This window comes from Pseudomonas sp. TH04 (assembly GCF_016651355.1).
Classification (GTDB): Bacteria; Pseudomonadota; Gammaproteobacteria; order Pseudomonadales; family Pseudomonadaceae; genus Aquipseudomonas; species Aquipseudomonas fluorescens.
In genome coordinates, this window is the sequence record NZ_JAEKEA010000001.1 from 4,477,317 (window position 1) to 4,497,232 (window position 19,916).

Sequence of the window (19,916 nt, forward strand, 5' to 3'; positions counted from 1 at the left end):
TCGTCGATTCACATCCGATCTGAACGGAATCACCAATGAATAATTCACACCCTACGGCCAATCACCTGCCCCGTGTCGGCATGCTTGCAACTGTCCGTAACCGCCGCGGTGTAATCTCTTCTGTAGAGCCCTTCAGCGATAGCAAGTCCTCTGCCTTGCTGCACCTGGTTACCATCGAGTTCAGCGATGCCGATGGTGATGCAGAAGAATCCCTGCTTTGGGAGCGTGAACGCGGCCCAGTGGTATTGGAGCCGAACGCGCTGCCCAAAATAGATCGCGAAGCTCCGATGCAGCAGGATGAGTTTCTGGCCTTGCAACGCGCAGCTCGCTGGAGCGCGCTCACGCCGTTCCTGTCGGCCAGCAATTCGCAGGAACGTTCAGAGCCAGTGCCCACTGCCCCTGTCTACGGTGCTGTCAGTGTCGACGACTTCCAGTTGGTACCGCTCGCCCGGGCCATGCGTATGCCGCGTGTTTCTTTGCTGTTGGCCGATGATGTGGGTTTGGGCAAAACCGTTGAGGCCGGCCTGATTCTGGCCGAGCTGATTCGTAAACGACGCATTCGTCGGGTGCTAATCATCACTCCTGCAGCCCTGCGCACCCAGTGGCAGCAGGAGATGGAGGAAAAGTTCTCCCTCGGCTTTGATATCGTCGACAAAGCCGCCACCCACAAGCTGCAGAAAGAGATGGGACTGGATGCCAACCCCTGGCGTGCACTGCCGCGCATCATCACGTCCTACCACTACTTGCGCCAGCCGGATGTGCTGGAGCAGTTCATCGCCAATTGCGAATCCATCAAACAGCGGGGTGGTGCACAGCTGCCGTGGGATCTGCTGATTGTCGATGAAGCCCACAACCTGATGCCGTCCAACTTCGGCGAAGACAGCGATCTGGCCAAGATGCTGCGGATTCTGACGCCGTATTTTGAGCACCGCCTGTTCCTGACAGCCACACCACACAACGGCCATACCCGCTGCTTCTCTGGTCTGCTGGAACAGCTAGATCCGGTGCGCTTTACCCAAACGCCGAATTTCACGGACAAAGAGCGCAAGATGATCGGCGATGTGCTGATCCGGAGGCTGAAAAGCGAGATCAACGATCAGGATCGCCAGGCGGGCCGAGTGCCGCGTTTCGCCAAACGCTATCTGGAACCGTTGCCGCTGTATATGTTTAAGCCGGAGCAGGAGCTGGCGGCTGCCGTTCGCAAGTTTTGCGCGCAATTGAAAGGCATTATTCGCACCGCTCCCGAAGCACGCATGGTGCTCAATTTCGCCATTGAGATTTTGCGCAAGCGGTTGCTGTCGTGTCCGGTGGCCTTTGCCGACAGCTGGTTGCGCTTCAAGGAGGGCCTGGCTGTCAAAGAGGCTTTACAGGTAGCTGAAGTGGCTGCAGCCCGTCGTGCCAGTGAAGAAGATATCGATGATGATCAGGAACGCGAGAGCCGCAACCGCCATGCCGCGCAGGTCGTTGGCGCCTGGATGCACCCCTACGTGGATGTACTGCAGCCAGAGATTGACGCAATTGATGCCGCGCTGAAGTCTTTGGGGCTAGACAAACAGCCTGTGGTTAAGGCCAAGCCGAAATCGGATGCCCGCTTTGATCGCCTGCGTGAGCTGATTGGCAAGGAGCTGCGTAACGCTGAACAGTGGAAAAATGATGAGCGACTGATCATTTTCACCGAGTACAAAACCACGCTCGACTATTTGGTCAACCGCTTGAATGACGAGTATGGCGCTGAACCCGGCAGCATCTGCATGCTCTATGGCGGCATGCATGAGGGCGAGCGTGAGGCGGTAAAGCGCGCCTTCAACGATCCGGACGCACCGGTACGTATTCTGGTCGCGACCGACGCTGCTTCTGAAGGCCTTAACCTGCAGCACACCGCCCGCTTGTTGATGCACTACGAGATTCCGTGGAACCCCTCGCGTCTGGAGCAGCGTAACGGTCGTATTGACCGTCATGGTCAGTCGCGGGATGTCACCATCTTTCACTTCACCAGCGAAGATGACAGTGACCTGCAGTTTGTTGCCCGCGTACTGAGCAAGGTCAACGACATCCGCGAGGATCTAGGCTCGGTGGGTGAGGTGTTTGATGCCGCTTTTCAGCGTCGCATGATGGAGATGAACGAAGACCACGACGTGCTGGGTGATCTGGATCTGGCGATAAGCAGTCGCAGAAATGCAACCGAAGATGCCCAGGTTCACACAGAGGAGCGTGGCGAAGACGAAAAACAACGGTTGCAACAGCTGCTGGACGATCTAGACCTTAATCCCAGTACCCTCAAAGACACGCTCGGCGTTGCCATGGGGCTGGGTGCCTCGCGCGAAGTGCTGGATGGTCCCGATGCCCAGGGCCGCATGCGCTTGCGGACGCCGCTACCTATGCGTTGGCAGGCCGTAGTCGATGACAGCCTGCGCTTGCCCTCACAGAAAGGTGTCAGCGGCGCCATGCCATGGCTGGTGTTCGACAACCACTTCTTTATCCACAACATCAATGGTCGCCCGGTATTCCGCCCCTCCCCGGACACTGTGCTGCTGCACCTGGGCCATCCGTTGCTGCGTCAGTCGCTCAATGCCTTTGCACGCTTGCGCTTCCCGGGCGGGCAGACCGACTTTCAGCCGCCTAGCCGCTGGCTGGTAAGCCGTGGTCAGGTGCCGGCTGGCGCTGAAGCGCTGGTGCTGTTCACAGTGGAGGAAATGGCCGTTAACGATCTACGCGAAACCTTCCACCACTGGACCCGCACCCTGGCCCTGCCGGTGCAAAACAATACCTTGGGTGAACCGTTGCCTTATAACGGGCCGCACCATGGCTTGCTTGGCCAGCAAAGTTCAGCCGATGTATCCGCCGCACGCGACCTATGGGACGAGCTGGAAGACAAGATTAAAACCTTATTGGGCAGTTACCGAGCTGAGTTGACTCAGATCCTTCGTACCCAACTCAAGAGTGCGTACGAGCAAGCGAAGGATCATGAAAAGGAAGCCTTCGAGCAGCGCATTCGTGAAGTTGCTGCCCTACAAAAGGCACAGAGCATCGACAAGCTAAAACGAGAAATTGAACAACAGCGGGTTGCCAGCATCCAGCAGCAACTATTCGATGATGCCGACGCACTGGCCGAAAAGCGTCTGCGTGATCTGGAGGACGAGCTCAAACGCCGCCAGAACCAGTTTGGTGACCTGCAAGAACGTCTGACCGAAGAGAAGCGTCGTATCCTCGAGCAGGTTCTGCCGCGCCGCTTTGCCCTGCGTGGCGAAGCTCAAGTCTTTCCGGTAACCATTGAAATTCGTTTCCCGGAGGTGGGTGTATGAGCCTGCATGCGGAAGGATGGGCTCAGCTCAAGCACGGCGGCCTGCTGATTTCTCCGGCCAAGTTGGATGAATGTTTCCCAGCAGCCGCACCCGTCATGAGGGAATCCGCGGCCGAAAAACTCCGTCGTGCACTCACGGCGTTTGACGGCAGTAATGAAAGCCTGAGCAGCCTGCTGGATTACATCCTGCAAGATCTTTCAGGCCTACCTGCAGATGACTGGCAAAAGGCCCAGGGCGTCGACAGTCGCTGGGCCGTACGTAGCTTTACTGGCGCCCAGATCAAACCCCGCCGCCTGTGGCTGGGGCCAAACGGCGAAACCCTGGCCGTGTTCGTGCCTGATGATGGCGGCTCGCGTCAGTTCGCTAGCCGCTTGGGGGTAGGGCGCTCACGCCAGTTGTTGGGACGCGTGGTCGAATGGCTGCGCCGCACCGGGCAGGCGCTGGCGCTGGTGACTAATGGTCGCCAATGGCGCCTGGTACACGCTGGCGCTGATTACGACGCTTGGTGTGAATGGGATATCGACCTCTGGTTCAACGAAGGTCAACCCTCTGCGCAGACAGTGGTCTGGCGCACACTGCTCAACCGCAACACTCTGTTGGCAGCGCAGGGCCAGAGCCTCCTGCTTCAAGCCATCAGCGCCTCCCGCAAGGGCCAGGCCGAGCTCTCTAACGTATTGGGTGAGCGCGTGCGGCAGGGAGTGGAAGAGCTGATCACCGCTTCCCATGTCGCCATCGAGCTGGCTCAACAGCAAGGACAGGCGCACGATTACACAGATCTATACGTCGCCGGCTCGCGCATCATCATGCGCTGCATCATTACCCTGTTTGCCGAAGCCCGCGGCCTGGTGCCGGTCGACAACCCTATTTATCAGCAGGCCTACAGCCTGGAAGGTTTGCGCCATCAAATGGACCGCCGCGCCGGCGGCCGAGGCAACGAACGCCTGAGTCAGGGCCGCAGCGCCTGGCCGCGCCTGATTGGCCTGTTTAACCTGATCCATGAAGGCTCCGCCCACGAACGCCTGACTGTACCTCGTTATGGCGGTGCGCTATTCGAACCGGGAAATCCTGGCAGCGACGATGGCATTTCCCGTGCACTGGCGCTGCTGGAAAGCAGTCAGAATCTGGTCAGCGATCTGCAGGTGCACAAACTGCTGCGCCTGCTTACCCGCACCAAAATGAAGGTGCGCCAGGGCCGCGGCAGCCGCTGGGTCGATGCTCCGGTGGATTTCTCTACCCTGTCTTCGGAATACATCGGCATTCTTTACGAAGGCCTGCTCGACTTCGAACTCAAACAGGCTGCCGACAATGACCCGGTGATCTTTCTCGCTGTAGGCAACCAGCCGGCCCTGACTTTGTCGCAGTTGGAGGCGATGGACGACAAAGCCATCAAGCAGCTATTCGAAGCCCTCAAGAAAAAAGACAAGGCCGGGGATGGCAGTGGCGACGAGGGTGACGAGGACGCGGAAGAAACCGCCGACAGCGAAGACAGCGAAGAGAACGTCGACGAAGAAACCGAATCCGTCGAGGACGACAGCCAAGAAGAAATTGTTGCCAGCGACGACAGCGCAGAAGAGCTGACCCTTAGCGAAGACCATCTAGTCCGGGCCAATGCCTGGCTGCAGCGTGCCGCGCAGATTGCCGGGCTGGTAAAGAAACCCCGTGGCCGCAAAGCCAATGCCACCGGTGATGAAGAACAACAGGCACGGGAGAAGGCCGGCAAACAGCTGTGTGCTCGTATGGTCGCCCCCGGCCAGTTTTTCCTGGTGCGCTGGGGTGGTACCCGTAAGGGCGCCGGCACCTTCTACACCCGGCCGCAACTGGCAGCGCCCACCGTGCGCCGCACCCTGCAACCATTGGCCTATGAGGCCGTGCGCAGCGAAATCGATTCGCGCACTGGGCTGGACGCGGTAGTGGAGTGGGCGCCGAAAACGCCCGAGCAGATTCTGGCCCTGAAGGTGTGCGACCCGGCCATGGGCTCCGGCTCTTTCCTTGCGGGTGCCCTGCGTTACCTCACAGAAGCACTCACCCAGTCGCTGTTCCACCATAAGCTGATTGAGCGTAGTGAAGACGGCGGTGTGCCGCGCATGGCTGACGGCAAGTTGGCCGAACTGCTCAGCGATGAGCTGACCAAACTCAATCCCAAAGATGACGGCTTTGAAGAGGCGCTGCGCGCCCAGCTCAAGCGTCACATTGTGGAGAACTGCCTGTACGGCGTGGATCTCGACCCGCTGGCAGTGGAACTGGGACGTATGGCGCTGTGGGTGGAAACCATGGACCGCGATCTGCCCTTTGGCTTCCTTGATCACAAGCTCAAGGTCGGCAATGCCCTGGTGGGCACCTGGTTTGACACCTATCGCGACTACCCGGCCTTGGCCTGGGAGCGGGAAGGCGGCGACAAGGACTACCAGAAGAACAAGCCAGACAACCTGATCAACCACGGGTATGAAGATGCCAAAGGTAAGCGCAAGGGTGACGTCTTTACCGATGCGATCAAGACCCGCAGCAAGGCTGTGCCCGAGCAACTGCAGGCGTTGCTCAGCGGCCAGATGAACCTGGTGGACGGGCTGGATGCCAGCAACGTGCACGACGAGTTGCTCAAGATATTCAAAAAGCTACACCGTCTGCCGGTACACGAAAGCGAAAAACGCGCTGAGGTCTACCACCACGAGGTGTTGAACAACCCTCACTACCATGCCCTGAAGGCACGCATGGACCTATGGTGCGCGCTGTGGTTCTGGCCCGGCGAGCAGATCGAGCTGGCACCGCTGCCGCGTGACTTTGCCAGCCCCAATGAGCAGGCACTGGCCATTGCCGGCGAAGTAGCGCGCTGCCAGCGCTTTTTCCACTGGGAGCTGGAGTTCCCGGATGTGTTCACCGCCACTCAGGACGGCTTTGATGCCTTGCTGGGAAACCCCCCATGGGAAATCCAGAAGCCCAACTCCAAGGAGTTTTTCTCCAACCACGACCCGCTCTACCGCGCCTATGGCAAGCAGGAGGCGCTGGCCAAGCAGCTGGAGTATTTCTGCGCCTGGCCGCAACTTGAGCACGACTGGATTGCTTACAACGCCGGCCTGAAAGGGATGTCCAACTGGGCGAAGTATGTGGGTAAGCCATTTGGTGATCGCGTTACCGAAGACAAGAATGGCAAGAAGAAGCACGACCTGAGCTTGGGCAGCGGCAGAAACAGCTTTGAAGCCTCGGCGGCGGTGCATAAAAAGTGGCTGCAACAGCGTAAGAAAAACAAGGGCTTTGCCGATACCGCACATCCTTTCCAGCATCAGGGCTCAGCCGACCTCAATACCTACAAGCTGTTTCTGGAGCTAAGTCATGCGCTGCTGCGCGGGCAGGGGCGTCTGGGCATGATCGTGCCCAGCGGTATTTATACCGACAAGGGCACCACCGACCTGCGTGAGTTGTTCCTCAGTCAGTGCGATTGGCAGTGGCTGTTTGGATTCGAGAACCGCGAAGGAATTTTCGATATTCACCGCTCTTTCAAATTTTGCCCGCTGATCGTGCAGAAGGGAGGGCAAACCGAGGCCATCCGTGCTGCCTTTATGCACCGTAACGTGGATGACTGGGAGCAGGCCGAACGCCATGTGCTGGCCTACCCGCGCGCGCGGGTGGAGGAGTTCTCGCCGTATTCCAAGGCCATTCTGGAGATCCGCAGTGAGCAGGACCTGCGTGTACTGCAGAAGATGTACGCCAACGGTGTGCTGCTGGGCGACCAGAGCGAGAACGGGTGGGGCATCAAGTACGCCCGTGAGTTTGACATGACCAACGACTCTAAGTTGTTCCCGCCTCGGCCCAAGTGGGAAGAAAAGGGCTATCGCCCCGACGAGTACGGTCACTGGCTGAAAGGCCCCTGGCGCGATTACCATGGCCCGCAGCACATTCTGGAGCGTGAGCCGGGCTTGGTGCTGTCGCGGGATGGGCAGCAGGGGATGCCTGTGGAGGCGATTGAGGATGTGGCATTGCCAATTTACAACGCCAAGATCTTTGATCTTTGGGATTATTGTGTTTCTGGTTGGCTATCCGGAAAGGGACGTGGCGCGAAGTGGGAAAATATCGATTTTCCGAAGGTGATGAGGCCCGAATACCTAATGGGTTTGGCTGACTGGATAGATACAGGTGCAGTCCGTAAAACAAGCCGCCTCTTGTTTAAAGACATCAGTACAGCCGTCCACAAACGTACGATGATGTCTGCTGTTACACCAAACTTCCCGGCGGTTAACGCTTCGCCGGTGCTCTCGTGTAGTCGATTCGACGGGGAGCTTGAGCTTCAATCAGTACTGGGGTCTTTTGAATTTGACTATATTGCCAAGTTCAAAATTGGCTACCTTCATCTGAATTACTTCATCGTGGAAGAGTGTGCGCTAGCCAGGCCGGAATCAATTGGCAGTGTGCAGCAGGTCATCAAAAGAATCAGCGCGCAACTTTCATGCTGCTCAGAGAGCTTTTCTCCCGCTTGGATCGATGCCGTGCGTTCTGATACTGCAGTCTCATGGAGAAGGCTGTGGGCGCTTACTCAGGCCGAAAGGTTGAGACTTAGAGTTATTCTCGATGCTCTTATGGCTCATTTGTATGGATTAGATGGCAACGAATTTTCTTGGATTTTAAAAGATACGGATTACCCTTTGGAGTTTTTGAGGGTAAAGGCAAATACGCAGGCTCTTGATCAAAAAAGGTTCTGGCGTATCGACAAAGACAAAGACCCCGAACTGCGCCATACAGTCCTGTCACTCGTCGCCTTCCACGACCTCCAGGAAAAAGGCCTTGTTGCCTTCCTTGCCCAGAACGATGGTGAAGGCTGGATGATTCCCGAGGAATTGCGTCTGGCGGACTATGGTCTGGGCCATGACGAGCGCGCCCATGGCTACCAGCCGGTAGCTTCACGACTGGGACCACGATTCTTCGACTGGCAGTTGAAAGAAGATGTGGAGCGTTCCTGGCAGGAGTGCGCCGCCCATGCCGAGTTGATCCGCCGCATTGTGCCGCTGCCGGAGTCGGAACAATCCGACCGGGTCGCCGAAGCGCACGCGTCCTATAAAACAGAATCACCGCAGGGAGCACTGTTCTGATGTTGAACCCCATTACCTACACCGAAGACGTGGTCAGCGACTTTCTGCGCTATCAGCTCAGTACCTATGCCTTTGCCGACGAGAATCTGTATCGACAGATGCGTGAACTGCTCAACCTCGAGCACACCCGCAATACGCCGCTGATGAAAGGGCCATTTATCTCTCTGTCGCGCACCTTTATGAAGGGTGCGAGCCTTGAGCAGTTGGTCAAGGACGGCGTGTTGCATCCGCATATCCGCCAGTTGTCTCCCTATCCGGGGGCCTACCTGCACCAGGAAAAGGCTTTCCGCTCCATCAAGGCTGGCCGCACCACGCTGGTGGCCACCGGTACTGGGTCGGGTAAGACTGAATGTTTCCTGCTGCCTATCATCAGCCGTTGCCTGCAATTGCGCGACGAGGGTGCCGAAGCGGGTGTGACGGCGGTGATCGTTTACCCCATGAACGCCCTGGCTGAAGACCAGTTGCAGCGGATGCGCGAACTACTGGTCGGCACCGGCGTCACCTTCGGCATGTATGTGGGCAAAACTCCGCGTACCGAAGCCGACATCAACGGCGTGCGTCTGGCGCCCGGCAGCACGGTGGTCGATTACCGCAGCAAGTTGCAGCAGATGCAGCAACAGAAAATGGACGTGGCTCTGCACCCGGCCGAGGAACGGGTGAGCCGTGAAGCCATGCGCACACCCGGCCAGCAGCCACGTATTCTGCTGACCAACGTCAAGCAGCTGGAGCTGCTGCTTACCCGCCAGCAGGACCTGGAATTGTTCGACAATGCACTGCTGGAGTTCATGGTATTCGACGAGGCGCATACCTTCACCGGCGCTGGCGGCGCCGAAACCGCCTGCCTGATTCGGCGTTTGCGTGCCTATTGCGGCAAGGACGAAAACAGCACCACCTGTGTCGCCACCTCCGCCACCATTGCTGACCCGCGCCGCGGTATTGAAGCCGGCCGCGAGTTTGCAAGTCGTTTCTTTGGCGTGGATGGCCAGAATGTCGAGCTGATCGGCGAAGCCTACGAAGAGGATATCTGGGGCGAGCCGCGCACTGTCAGCGCGCCCTTCAATGGTGATCAGGCCATGCAGCTGAAAACCGTGCTGGAAATGCTAGGCACGCTGGACCGAGCCGAGGTAGAGCCTGCTGACCTGCAGGCATTCCGCATCTGGTTCCAGACCACCAGCGGCATTCGCATGGCCGGTGACAACTGGCGTGAGGCGCTGAACCAGTGGCTCAGCCATAACGAGGTGGTGTTTCAAATCGCCGATGTGCTGCGCCGTCCGCGAGCCGTGGCTACCTTGTTGGAAGAGCTGAACGACAAACTGGGGCGGCCGATCACCGAAGAGGAAATCCTGATCTGGCTAGCCCTGGGAGCTGCGGCCCGTAACGGTGACCGGCCGTTGCTGCGCCCGGTGGTACACGGCTTTGTGCGCGGTGTCAGCGGCGCAGTGGTGACCTTTGAAGAAGGGCAAGGTCAGCTGGGGCGACTGTGGCTGTCGGCTGAAGATGCACTGGCTGCGACTGAAGGACGTGATCCTGAACTGAAAACCTTCCCACTGTCGAGCTGCACGACCTGTGGCCAGCACTACTTCGAGCATGGGCTGGAGGATTTCGATTACACCGGTGAAGCGCCTGGCGGTGGCTCCGCAGAGGGCAAGAGTCGTGTATGGCGTGCCCAGGACATTACGTTGGGGGGCGTACGTGCGGTTTCACTGGATCATCAGGTTGGCTCCGATGGTGAGGAGGAACCCTCGCGTACTGAGGTGCTCTTCGTCTGCCGTTATTGCGGCACCACGCATGACCGGCAGGGTCCTGAATGTGTTGGTTGTGGCCGCGACAAGACCCTTAAGGCATTGCACTTCGTACAGCAGAAAGAAGAACACATTGGACGTTTGACCCGCTGTGTATCCTGCGGCGCTCATGGCCGCCGGGTGAGCGGCAGCTACCGTGAGCCGGCTCGTCCAGTACGCGCGACGGGCGTGGCGGATGTGCATGTGCTGGCCCAGAGCATGATCCACCGTGCCGAGCGCAAGCGCCTGCTGGTGTTCGCAGACAACCGCCAGGATGCCGCTTTCCAGGCGGGCTGGATGCAGGATCGCTCCCGTCGTTATCGCCTCAGGGAATTGATCTACAAAAAGCTGCGCGAAGGCGCCGTCTCGGTCGGTGATCTGGTGTTGTGGCTGGACAAGTTTCTGGATGCAGATGATGAGTTGTCGCGGGCGTTGATCCCGGAGGTCTGGCGGGTCGAACCCAAATCGGAAACCAGCCTGGCGCATGCCGAGGAGCGCAAGTGGTTTTTGCGCGCCCAGGTGCTGCGTGAGCTGACCTTGGGGGCGCGCCAAAGCACCGGTCTGGAGCCGTTGGGGCGTTTGAAGATCAAATATCTGGGGCTGGATGAAGCACTTCCGGTTATTCAGAGGTGGGCAAGGGCGTTGGGCTGCTCACCGGCTGACTTGCGCGACGGCATTGCCTCGTTGTTGGATGTCGCCCGGTCCCGGCGCATGCTGTTTGACCCTGTCACCCGCATGTTTTCCAAATTCTGGCTGGACGGTGAAAAGGAAGTACTGCGCGGTTATCTGCCGATCATGCGTGGCGTACCTGAAGGCTTGGTGTTTGAGCGCGATGGTCAGCACGACAAAGGGCGTATCAAGCAGTGGTTCAGCACTTACGACAGTTCCGCCAAACAGGCTGCTGTGAGTTGGGGAGTGGATCCCGATCACGTTCAGTCGTTTCTGGATGATGTTTGGCGGCTCTGTACCGATGAACTGGAGTTGCTGACGCAGGTGCAGTTCAAGGGCGCCCGCGGCAAGAACTTGCCAGGCTGTCACGCCGCCACCCAGGTACATGTGGATCACATGATGCTGGTGCCTGCGTCAGGCATGTATCGCTGCCAGACCTGCCGACGCCTGCATGCCCGGGTCAACCCGGGTATGACCTGTATGGCCTGGCGTTGTAGTGGCAAGCTGGTATTCGAGGCCGAGAATCCAGACAACTACGACCTACTGCTGCTGGATCAAGAGTTTTCTATGCTCCGTGCCCGCGAGCACTCTGCGCAGATTCCGGGGCCGGAGCGCGAACGCATCGAAAACGCCTTCAAGGGCGAGAGCGAGCGGATCAACACGCTAGTGTGTACGCCCACGCTTGAGATGGGCGTGAACATCGGTTCGCTGGATGCAGTTTTGATGCGCAACGTACCGCCCCTACCGGCCAATTACTGGCAGCGGGCTGGTCGTGCCGGGCGTCAGTTCCGCATGGCGTTGGATCTGACCTATGCACGCACAACCAGTCATGACCGAGCTTATTTCAATGAACCGCTGAAGATGCTCGAGGGGTTGGTGGAGCCTCCCAGCTTCAACCTGCGCAACCCCGTCATGGTGGCGAAGCACGTGAATGCCACAGTACTGACCACGCTGCTGCAGATGCTGCGTAGTAACAGTCTGCCAGGACAACAGGTCACTGCGCTGCAGGAGGCCTTGTCTGCCTGCTTGCCACCTCAAATCAGACCTTATCTTTTTACCTCTGATGGCATGGTGAGGGCTGAGCCTCTATCGGTTGAAGCACTGAGCCAGCAGATAGCGCAGCATAAAGCAGCACTCTTGAATGCGGTGATTAAAGCCTTCCATCAGGGGTGGCCGGCTAGTGACTGCGAGGTAGTAAGCCGTGGCCAGTTAGAGGTGCTCATTGGTAGTTTTGCTGAGCAGCTCCAGGGGGTAATCAATCGTCTATTCCAGCGCCTGCAATGGGCTTTGGGGCAGTTGGAACGGTTGCGTAAGGTGGCCGCTGGCAAGGGCGCACTGGACGCCGATGAAGAGGCTTTGCGCGCCCGCTGCGAAAGGCTGGTAAAAAAACTAAAAGGCGAGGCCAAGCGCAATCGTAGCCAGGCAGAGGGTTTTGATGACACCAATACCTACGGCGTATTAGCGGCTGAAGGCTTTTTGCCGGGTTATGGATTGGACACCGGTGCGGTTACCCTGACCCATGTAGCGCCTCGTCACAGCAGTGACATTAGTGATTGGGAGTTACGCCGTAACACTGCGCTGGCTGTTCGCGAATATGTGCCTGGTAACCTGATTTACGCCAATGCTCACAAATTTGTGCCTCGTCACTTCCATCTAGTCCCGGAAGAGCCTCTGGTATTCGCTGTGGATGTGGCAAGTGAGTCAGTCCAGGAAACTGGTCCGAACACTAAGGCTGGCAGTGAAGCCAGCTCCATGTCGGTCACGCAAATTCCGGGTGTAGCGATATGCGATGTGGATGCCCCCCATCATTCCTATATTTCGGACGATGAAGACTATCGCTTTCAGATGGCGGTGGCAGTCTTTGCTCAAGACCAAGGGCGGCACTCCGGCGGTAAAGTTTATGAGTGGGGCAAAGCGCAGTTGCAACTGAAGCATGGCCTGCACATGCGTTTGGTGAATGTTGGCGCGGCTTCGCAAGTGCGATCCGGGGCGTTGCTGGGTTATCCGCTTTGTCTGGTGTGTGGTGCTAGCCGCTCGGCCATGAGCAGCCAGCAGGAGCTGGATAAGTTCAATGAGCATCATATCGAGCGCTGCGGCCGTCCCGTTCAGACCATCGCTTTCTACGCCGAGGTGGTAGCCGACGCACTAGTACTGCAGGACTGCGCCTCCCAGGAAACGGCCTACAGCGTCATGGAGTCGCTGCGTCAAGGAGCAGCCGACGTTCTGGATATGGAGATATCCGATCTCCAGGTACAGGTGATAGGCAAACCGGGGAGTGAGTCGGTAGATGCGCTGCTGTATGACCCCATGCCGGGTGGCTCGGGCCTGCTGGAACAGTTGCTGGAGCACTGGCCGGATGTGGTGAGTGCGGCAAGGCGCTTGGCCGAGGAGTGTCCGTCTGCCTGTGAGTCGTCCTGTGTGGACTGCCTCCAGCATTTCCGCAACTCCTTCTATCATGACAAACTGAATCGCCATACCGCGCTTGAAGTGTTCAACGACTGGGGAAGCACCCTGAACTTTGCCCATGAATTGGCGCCTGTGTTGCCGGATGAAACACTGACTCAGCAACCGGGTAATCCCCCTGAGCAACAGCTAGTGGCAATGCTAAGGGCGGCAGGCATGGCTGCGTTTGAGACTGAGCGGCCGATTCAGCTATCCGGTGGCATCACGACCCGTCCGGACGTGTATTTCCATGAGCCCAACGATCAGTACGAGGGCGTTTGCATCTATTTAGATGGCATGAGCGAGCACCTGCACGGCAATGCCCTAACAGCCGCCAAGGATCGTCAGATCCGCCAGGAGTTGCTGAATAAAGATTACGAGGTGATCGAAATCCATTTCCAGGAGCTTTATGACAAGACTGTGATGCGTGAGCACATGCGCCGCATTGCGCGAGCAGTGATCGGCAAGGCGAAGGCCAAGGAGTTGGCGGCCAGTGATGACTGGTTTGATTTGGCGTCTGATCCAAAGTCTGGAGCGGCTATATACAGTGCCAAAGTATTGCCATTCAAAACCCTAGCCCCGGAAGACGCGGGCTTTGTGCCATACCACAACTGCGTTCCCTTGGTTGGCCTGCAGGTCGCTGCTGGGGCCTGGAGTCAAGAGCAGGGCGGGCTAACTGCGCTGGCCGAACATGCTGAAGATTGGGTCGCGTTGGATGACGGCAAGTTGGAACCAGGCATGTTTGTGGCGCAGGTGGTAGGTCGCTCCATGGAACCCTTGGTGCCTGATGGTAGTTACTGCCTGTTCCGGCCGGTGCCGGCTGGTAGCCGCCAGGGCCGAAAGCTGCTGGTCAGGCATGCTGGTGTGGCCGACACTGAAACTGCTGGTGAGTACACTCTGAAGGTTTATACCAGTGAAAAAACTGCCAGTGATGACGGTGAATGGCAGCACGAGCGTATTACCCTCAAGCCATTAAATCCGGAGTACCAGCCATTGGTACTTGAGCCGGAAGAGGAGGGGGCGGTTATAGCTATCGCAGAGTTTATAAAAGTGCTTTAAAGCAGCAGCGATTTCGAGTACCCATGATGAGTAAAAATGAGTGCACTTATGTTGACGTCGCTGCGTGTAATAAATTTGAAAGTTTGGAAGTAAATCGGCGAGATTCGTCCGGCTATCAAACAGTACGGTAGCGGCTAGCGCCAGCTTGCAGATTGACCTTCTCGGGCACGCCTTCCTCCCGAAGGCGTGCCCGATCTATGCCGAATTGCATTCGAGGATTTTGCACTTCGCTTGCAGTCAATCACCTCTCGTTAGCGAGTATCGAAGAGTAAGCGAACGGGCAACACATCTTTCGGAGTAGAAGGCGGGCACCTTTACAGCGACCGCAATGTGAATGATGATGACAAGGTGCCATCCTAGGTGGCGAAAGTGCATAGGGAGCATGCCTTGACCATTTCAGCTGGCGCCGCAGAGTTACTCCTCGTCGCGAACAAACCGGGCCTCACAGAGACAGGCGGTGGCCACGGTGCTAAAGGTGTGGACTTTCAGCGGTGGTGGGCCGTGCTCCGAATGGTGGAGCTGGAGCAGGCGGGCGAGATTGATTTCTTGCTGCTTTTCGAAGCGGTGCAGGATGTCACTGAGCTGGACTCGTCAGACACTCCGTCGCGTGCGCGCGTTTACCAGATAAAAAAGAAAGATCGGGGAGAGTGGAGCTGGTCTGTACTCACTGGGACAACAGTGCCTCCGAAAAAGAAGAACCCAGCAGCTTCAGCGAAGTCGGTATTACCTAAGTTTGAAAAAGTCGGCGACAGTGCCCTTGGTAAGCTTCAGCTCAGCCTCGCAGCTTTCGATAAGTTACCTGTTCAGGCCTTCTTTATCTCGAACGCTGGCTGTGACATTCCCCTTGCAGCGGGGGGGAATGCAGCGACGTCGATGCCTTGCTCGCTCGCGGATTTTTCTCCTGATCATGCAGATTTGTTGTCTCAAGCTTTGAGTTCGCTAAATGCGAGCGGCTCGCCTGCTCCGGATTTGACGAAGCTTATGCTGAAGAGAGTTGCTATCCACCCTGATGAGCCCAGTAGCTACGTCATCAAGGTTGCGCTAGAACTATTGATGCAGCGCAGTCCTGCTCATGCGGGCCAAGCTGCTTCGTTCGTCGAATCCCTCGTCACAAAGATTTCGCCTCTAGGTCGCCACACTGATACTTGTTCGTCTTTCGGAGAGCTCATTAAGCAGCGTGGGTTCGCGAGGCATGAATTTATATCCGCAATGGGGGCACTTGAGGCAATTCCAGATTATTCGGCCTATCTGAGTGTCTGGCTCACGCAACTACAAACCGAAGGAATGGACTTCATGTTGGTTACCGCGGTGCGAGCGGAAGCTGCGCGCGTGGTTCGGGAGCAACTAGCAGGCACAACACCTTCCGATGTGCGATCTGTTCACAATTTCTGTGACAGCTGGCTCGATGTCAATGCGGCAGGACCTCATTTGCGGCCGTACTTCGAGGCATGTTTAGCCGAGCTGAAAAAGAATTTCACTAGCTTTCGCGATGCCGAACTACTCGCGCGCTTTGCAATGAGGGCTATTAAAAAATGCGTGGACCCGAACTGAGATTCCTCGTTCGTAGCTTGAGAACTAAGAACTATGAAAAGCTTTCGATTCGAAAACATCTGGCTGCTCTCGCACCGCGACAGGAAGGCGAGATACGTGAGTTTCCACCCGAAGAAAAACCTGTTGAGGGGGAGGAATCACACTGGCAAGACGAGTCTGATTCGAAGCATTTTTGAGACACTTGGTGCAAAGCCCCAGGGAAAGCTAGAGTCGTGGGATGAAAATGTCGCCTCTCTTCTGGAGTTCTCCATTGGGGGGTGTCATTTCTTCGCACTGCATCAGAATGGGCGACGTGCACTTTTCAACGCAAATCAGGAGATGATCTTGGCTACCTCTAAATTCGGAGAGTGGTCCGAGGCATTCTGCAGCATTACTGATTTTAATTTGGTGTTTACCGATAAAAGAGAGTCGGCAATTAAACCGGCGGACCCCGCATGTTTTTTTTTGCCGTTCTACGTTAATCAGGATGGCAGTTGGCAGTCCGGCTGGAACACTTTTAGCGGCCTTCAAAGGTTCAGCTCTCCCTGGAGTGCAATCTTGGAGTACTTCACTGGCGTATGTCCGCCGGAGTACTACCGGGCTAGAGCCGAGAGAGTTCAAGAATCCAAAGCGCTTGAGGATCATCGGAGAGAATACAAACTTCTAGAGCGCACTATGGAGCGGTTCAGTCGAACGCTGCCCTTATCTGGTCCCAAACTCAACCCTGAGAACTTTGCCGATGAGATTGCGCTGCTGACCCACGAGGTGACTGACCTTAATCAGAGGCAGGAGATGCTCCGGAGTGCTGCCGTTCGTGAGCAAGATTTGCTTTCCAGTCTTGAGCAACAGATTCGATTGGCAGATGACGCTCTGGCGGCATATGGTCATGATGCAAAGTACCTACGGGCTGAAGGGGCGGAACCTCTGATTTGCCCAACCTGTAATGCAGAGCACACTAAGTCGTTTCATGATTTGCTCCAATTCGCTGAGGATGCACGCGTGCTACGAGAGCTCGCAGGGCGTCTTAGGGATGACGCAAACGAGGTTCGTAATCGATACGCCGCCACGTTAGCCAAGCTCCATACACTAGACGAGAGCTATCAGCGAATTTCTAGGCTTTTGGATACCCGCAAAGGAGAATTAAAGTTTCAGGATGTCGTTGAGAGCATTGGGGCGGAAAGCGCAGTCGCGGCTTTCGAAGCCGAGCGTAAACTTCTGCAAGGCGCGATCGATAAGGCCCTGAGGGCAGTGGATGCTCTAGATGAAAAAATGAAGTTACTCCGTGCCCCGAAAAGGACTCGGGCGATATTGGAAAAGTTCAGATCCTACTACGTGTCTGGGCGCGTCGCGTTGCAGCTTCCCGCAGTAGACGCATCGAAGATGAAGCTTTCTGGACGTCCAGATCTATCAGGAAGCGGAGGTCCTCGATCAATTTTGGCTTACTACGCAGCACTCTGGCAAACGTGCCAAGGTGTAACGGGGACTTTCGATGTGCCGGTGGTGATCGACTCGCCAAACCAGCAGGCTCAGGACGACGTCAACCTGCCGGCGGTGCTTCAGTTCATCGCAAAAGAGTTACCAGATGACATGCAGCTAATCGTTGGATTAGAGACCGAAACGGACTTTCCGTTCGACAAAGAGATCCACCTAGATGTGCCGTACTCAATGCTCCGGGAAGATCATTGGGCTGAGGCGGAGTTCGTCGTCGAGCCATTGCTCGAGAAGATGTATGCAAAAATGACATCTGATGTTGAGAGGGGCAGCAAGTGATGGAAGGGCCGATGGCGCTTCACGTTCAAAAATCCAGGCTCTCGATCGCCACCGGCTCCAGTCTCAGCGGATAGAAACGACTTTTCGGTCCCTATTTTCATTTGTTGCTGAAACCGAAAGGCTGCCGGTGGCCGCACCGTGGATGTGTTCGCTCCACCAGGCCATCATCGGCCTCCTGCGATCAATATAATCAGCTCGATTATAAGCGCTACGTACCTCGTCTTTGTCGACGTGTGCTAACGCGACCTCGATTAGCTCAGGATCCCAACCGTTTTCATTAAGAGTGGTACTAGCCATTGATCGCATGCCGTGACTTACCAGGCGCCCCTCGAAACCCATACGCTTCAGTGCCATGTTGGCGGTCTGGCTGTTGCAGTGGGTACGAGGGTTACGATCTGCAGGGAAAACGTATTCCCGGTGTCCACTGTAGGGTTTAATTGCCTCCAAGAGCGCCACAGCTTGATCAGTCAGCGGAATGATGTGTATCCGGCGTTTCTTCATACGCTCAGCCGGTATCGTCCAGATCTTCTTTTCGAAGTCGATATCAGCCCATCGGGATGTTGCTGCCTCGGCTGGCCGGGTCATGGTGTGAAGTTGCCACTCAATCAGGCAGCGCGTAGTTCTTTTTATGCTGGCATTGGCAATTGCGACCATGAGCTCTTTCAGCTCTTCGGGCGGAAGGGCGGCCATGTTTTTCTTTTTGGGCTTTTTGAAGACCGAGCGGATTCCACTGAGCGGATTTGCGTGAATCAACCCTGAGTTGACACCGTAGGTCATGATTTCATTGAGGCGTTGTGTCAGACGTTTAACGGTTTCGAGGCTGCCCTTCGTCTCCAGCGGGCGGAGCAGATTGATGACTTTAGGAGCGGTGATACCTGAGATTGGGGTCGTGGCTAGATCTGGGAAAACATGCAACGTGAGAGAGCGCCAAATATCCTCGGCGTACGCTGGCGTGACTGAATCCTTTTTGAGCTCGAACCACGCTGTCGAGATATTTTCGAAAGTGTGTTCTGTGGCTGCTTTTTTCGCGTGCCGCTCGGCGTCGCGTTTCTCTTTAGGGTCCAGCCCCTGGGCGACGAGCTCTCTCGCTTCCACGGTTCTCTTGCGTGCTTGAGCCAGGCTTACCTCAGGAAAGGTGCCCAATCCCATATTTATCCGCTTTTTCGTCACGGGTTGGATGTAGTTGAAATTCCATAGCTTTGAGCCATTGATTCTCACTCGCATCTGAAGGCCGTTGCCGTCGGTGAGTATGTAGTCCTTTTCCTTTGGCTTCGCGGCTTTGACTTTTACGTCCGAAAGGCGCGTGGCTTGGGCCCCCATGGTGTATTCCAGTGCTGTTTATGTATTCCAAAAAATAGCAGGTGAGGGCTTGGAATACCACTTGGAATACACGAAATCGTAGATGGTCACGGATGATGGTGGACGCTCGTGGACTCTAAATCCCTATATTTACTGGATTTCAGGCACAAAAAAAGACGTCCGTGGACGTCTTTAGATGATCAAGTGGTGGAGCCGGGGGGATTTGAACCCCCGTCCGCCAGTACTCCGCTGTCGGTACTACATGCGTAGCCGTTTCTATTAAGTTAACCCTCAGCGACCCGAAGGGCAGGGTGCTTTGGGCGAGTTGTGTAAGTTTTAGCCGCTTCGTCCACAACGTACTGCACGGCGATTCTGTTCTATATGACAATCACTTTGGGTTTACAGACATCCCCTGGTGATTGCTGGACCCGAAGGTACCAGAAGCTCAGGGCTAAGGCTGCTTACGCAGCGAGAGCGAATTCCTGGCCGTAGTTTTCGTCATTGGCAACTATAAGAAGTTGCAACAGTGGATTTACGAGTTCTGTTACCAACTCGGCATGCACCTAAAGTTTCGCGACCGGCGTCGAATCCTAAACGGCCCCGTGCTTGTAACTCGTTGTTTCATAGTGAGTGACAAGCCTGTGCAGTGTACGCCAAACCGTCACGGAAGGCCAACCCGAAGGTTGGCCGCGACCGAGTGAGGCGCTTATTGACCGCCTTTTTCGCTGTTCTGCAGATCCTGCAGTGCTTTGGACGTGATCTCGATGCACTTCTTGTCATCACCGGCTGCGTGGGCTGCCTTGGCTTGGGAGACGGCGGTGTCGATTTCGCCGCTTTTGCCGCTGGTGTCGGTGGCTAGCAATGCTTTGCCGTTGTTGATTTTGTCCAGATTGATTCTGCACAGGTCAGTCTCACCTGCTGCGAAAACAGGGGAGGCCATCATCGCAGCGGTAACGAACAAACCAGCAAGAGCGGAACGCTTCATA

7 protein-coding genes and 1 other RNA gene are annotated in these 19,916 nt (G+C 56.5%); 5 read left to right on the forward strand and 3 right to left on the reverse strand.

Annotation, left to right across the window (positions count from 1 at the left end; genetic code table 11):
* Window positions 1–35 precede the first annotated feature (35 nt).
* The 5 genes from drmD (at window position 36) to JFT85_RS20170 (ending at window position 17,631) form a co-directional block, all read left to right on the forward strand.
* A complete protein-coding gene (gene drmD / locus JFT85_RS20150; RefSeq protein ID WP_242486547.1) occupies window positions 36–3,302 on the forward strand; it encodes a DISARM system SNF2-like helicase DrmD in 3,267 nt (1,088 codons plus the stop codon).
* Window positions 3,299–8,380 (forward strand): Eco57I restriction-modification methylase domain-containing protein, encoded by a 5,082-nt coding sequence (locus JFT85_RS20155; RefSeq protein WP_201230323.1) that lies wholly within the window; start codon window positions 3,299–3,301, stop codon window positions 8,378–8,380. Before drmD ends, JFT85_RS20155 begins: the two co-directional genes overlap by 4 nt.
* A complete protein-coding gene (locus tag JFT85_RS20160; RefSeq protein ID WP_201230325.1) occupies window positions 8,380–14,331 on the forward strand; it encodes a DEAD/DEAH box helicase in 5,952 nt (1,983 codons plus the stop codon). The genes JFT85_RS20155 and JFT85_RS20160 overlap by 1 nt, the downstream gene beginning before the upstream one ends.
* A gap of 387 nt (window positions 14,332–14,718) precedes the next feature.
* Window positions 14,719–15,882 carry a dsDNA nuclease domain-containing protein gene (locus tag JFT85_RS20165; protein WP_201230327.1) on the forward strand — a complete coding sequence of 388 codons (1,164 nt, stop codon included), beginning with the start codon at window positions 14,719–14,721 and terminating at the stop codon, window positions 15,880–15,882.
* A 33-nt stretch (window positions 15,883–15,915) separates the two neighbouring features.
* Entirely contained in the window at window positions 15,916–17,631 is a 1,716-nt protein-coding gene (locus JFT85_RS20170) for a hypothetical protein (RefSeq protein WP_201230330.1), read from the forward strand.
* A 63-nt stretch (window positions 17,632–17,694) separates the two neighbouring features.
* On the opposite strand, the gene JFT85_RS20175 is transcribed toward JFT85_RS20170, so the two are convergent.
* The 3 genes from JFT85_RS20175 to JFT85_RS20185 form a co-directional block, all read right to left on the reverse strand.
* A complete protein-coding gene (locus JFT85_RS20175) occupies window positions 17,695–18,951 on the reverse strand; it encodes an integrase domain-containing protein (protein ID WP_201230331.1) in 1,257 nt (418 codons plus the stop codon).
* 184 nt (window positions 18,952–19,135) lie between these two features.
* Window positions 19,136–19,532, reverse strand: a transfer-messenger RNA (tmRNA) gene (gene ssrA / locus JFT85_RS20180).
* 104 nt (window positions 19,533–19,636) lie between these two features.
* Window positions 19,637–19,915 (reverse strand): hypothetical protein, encoded by a 279-nt coding sequence (locus tag JFT85_RS20185; RefSeq protein ID WP_053258092.1) that lies wholly within the window; start codon window positions 19,913–19,915, stop codon window positions 19,637–19,639.
* Between the last annotated feature and the right edge of the window lies 1 nt (window position 19,916).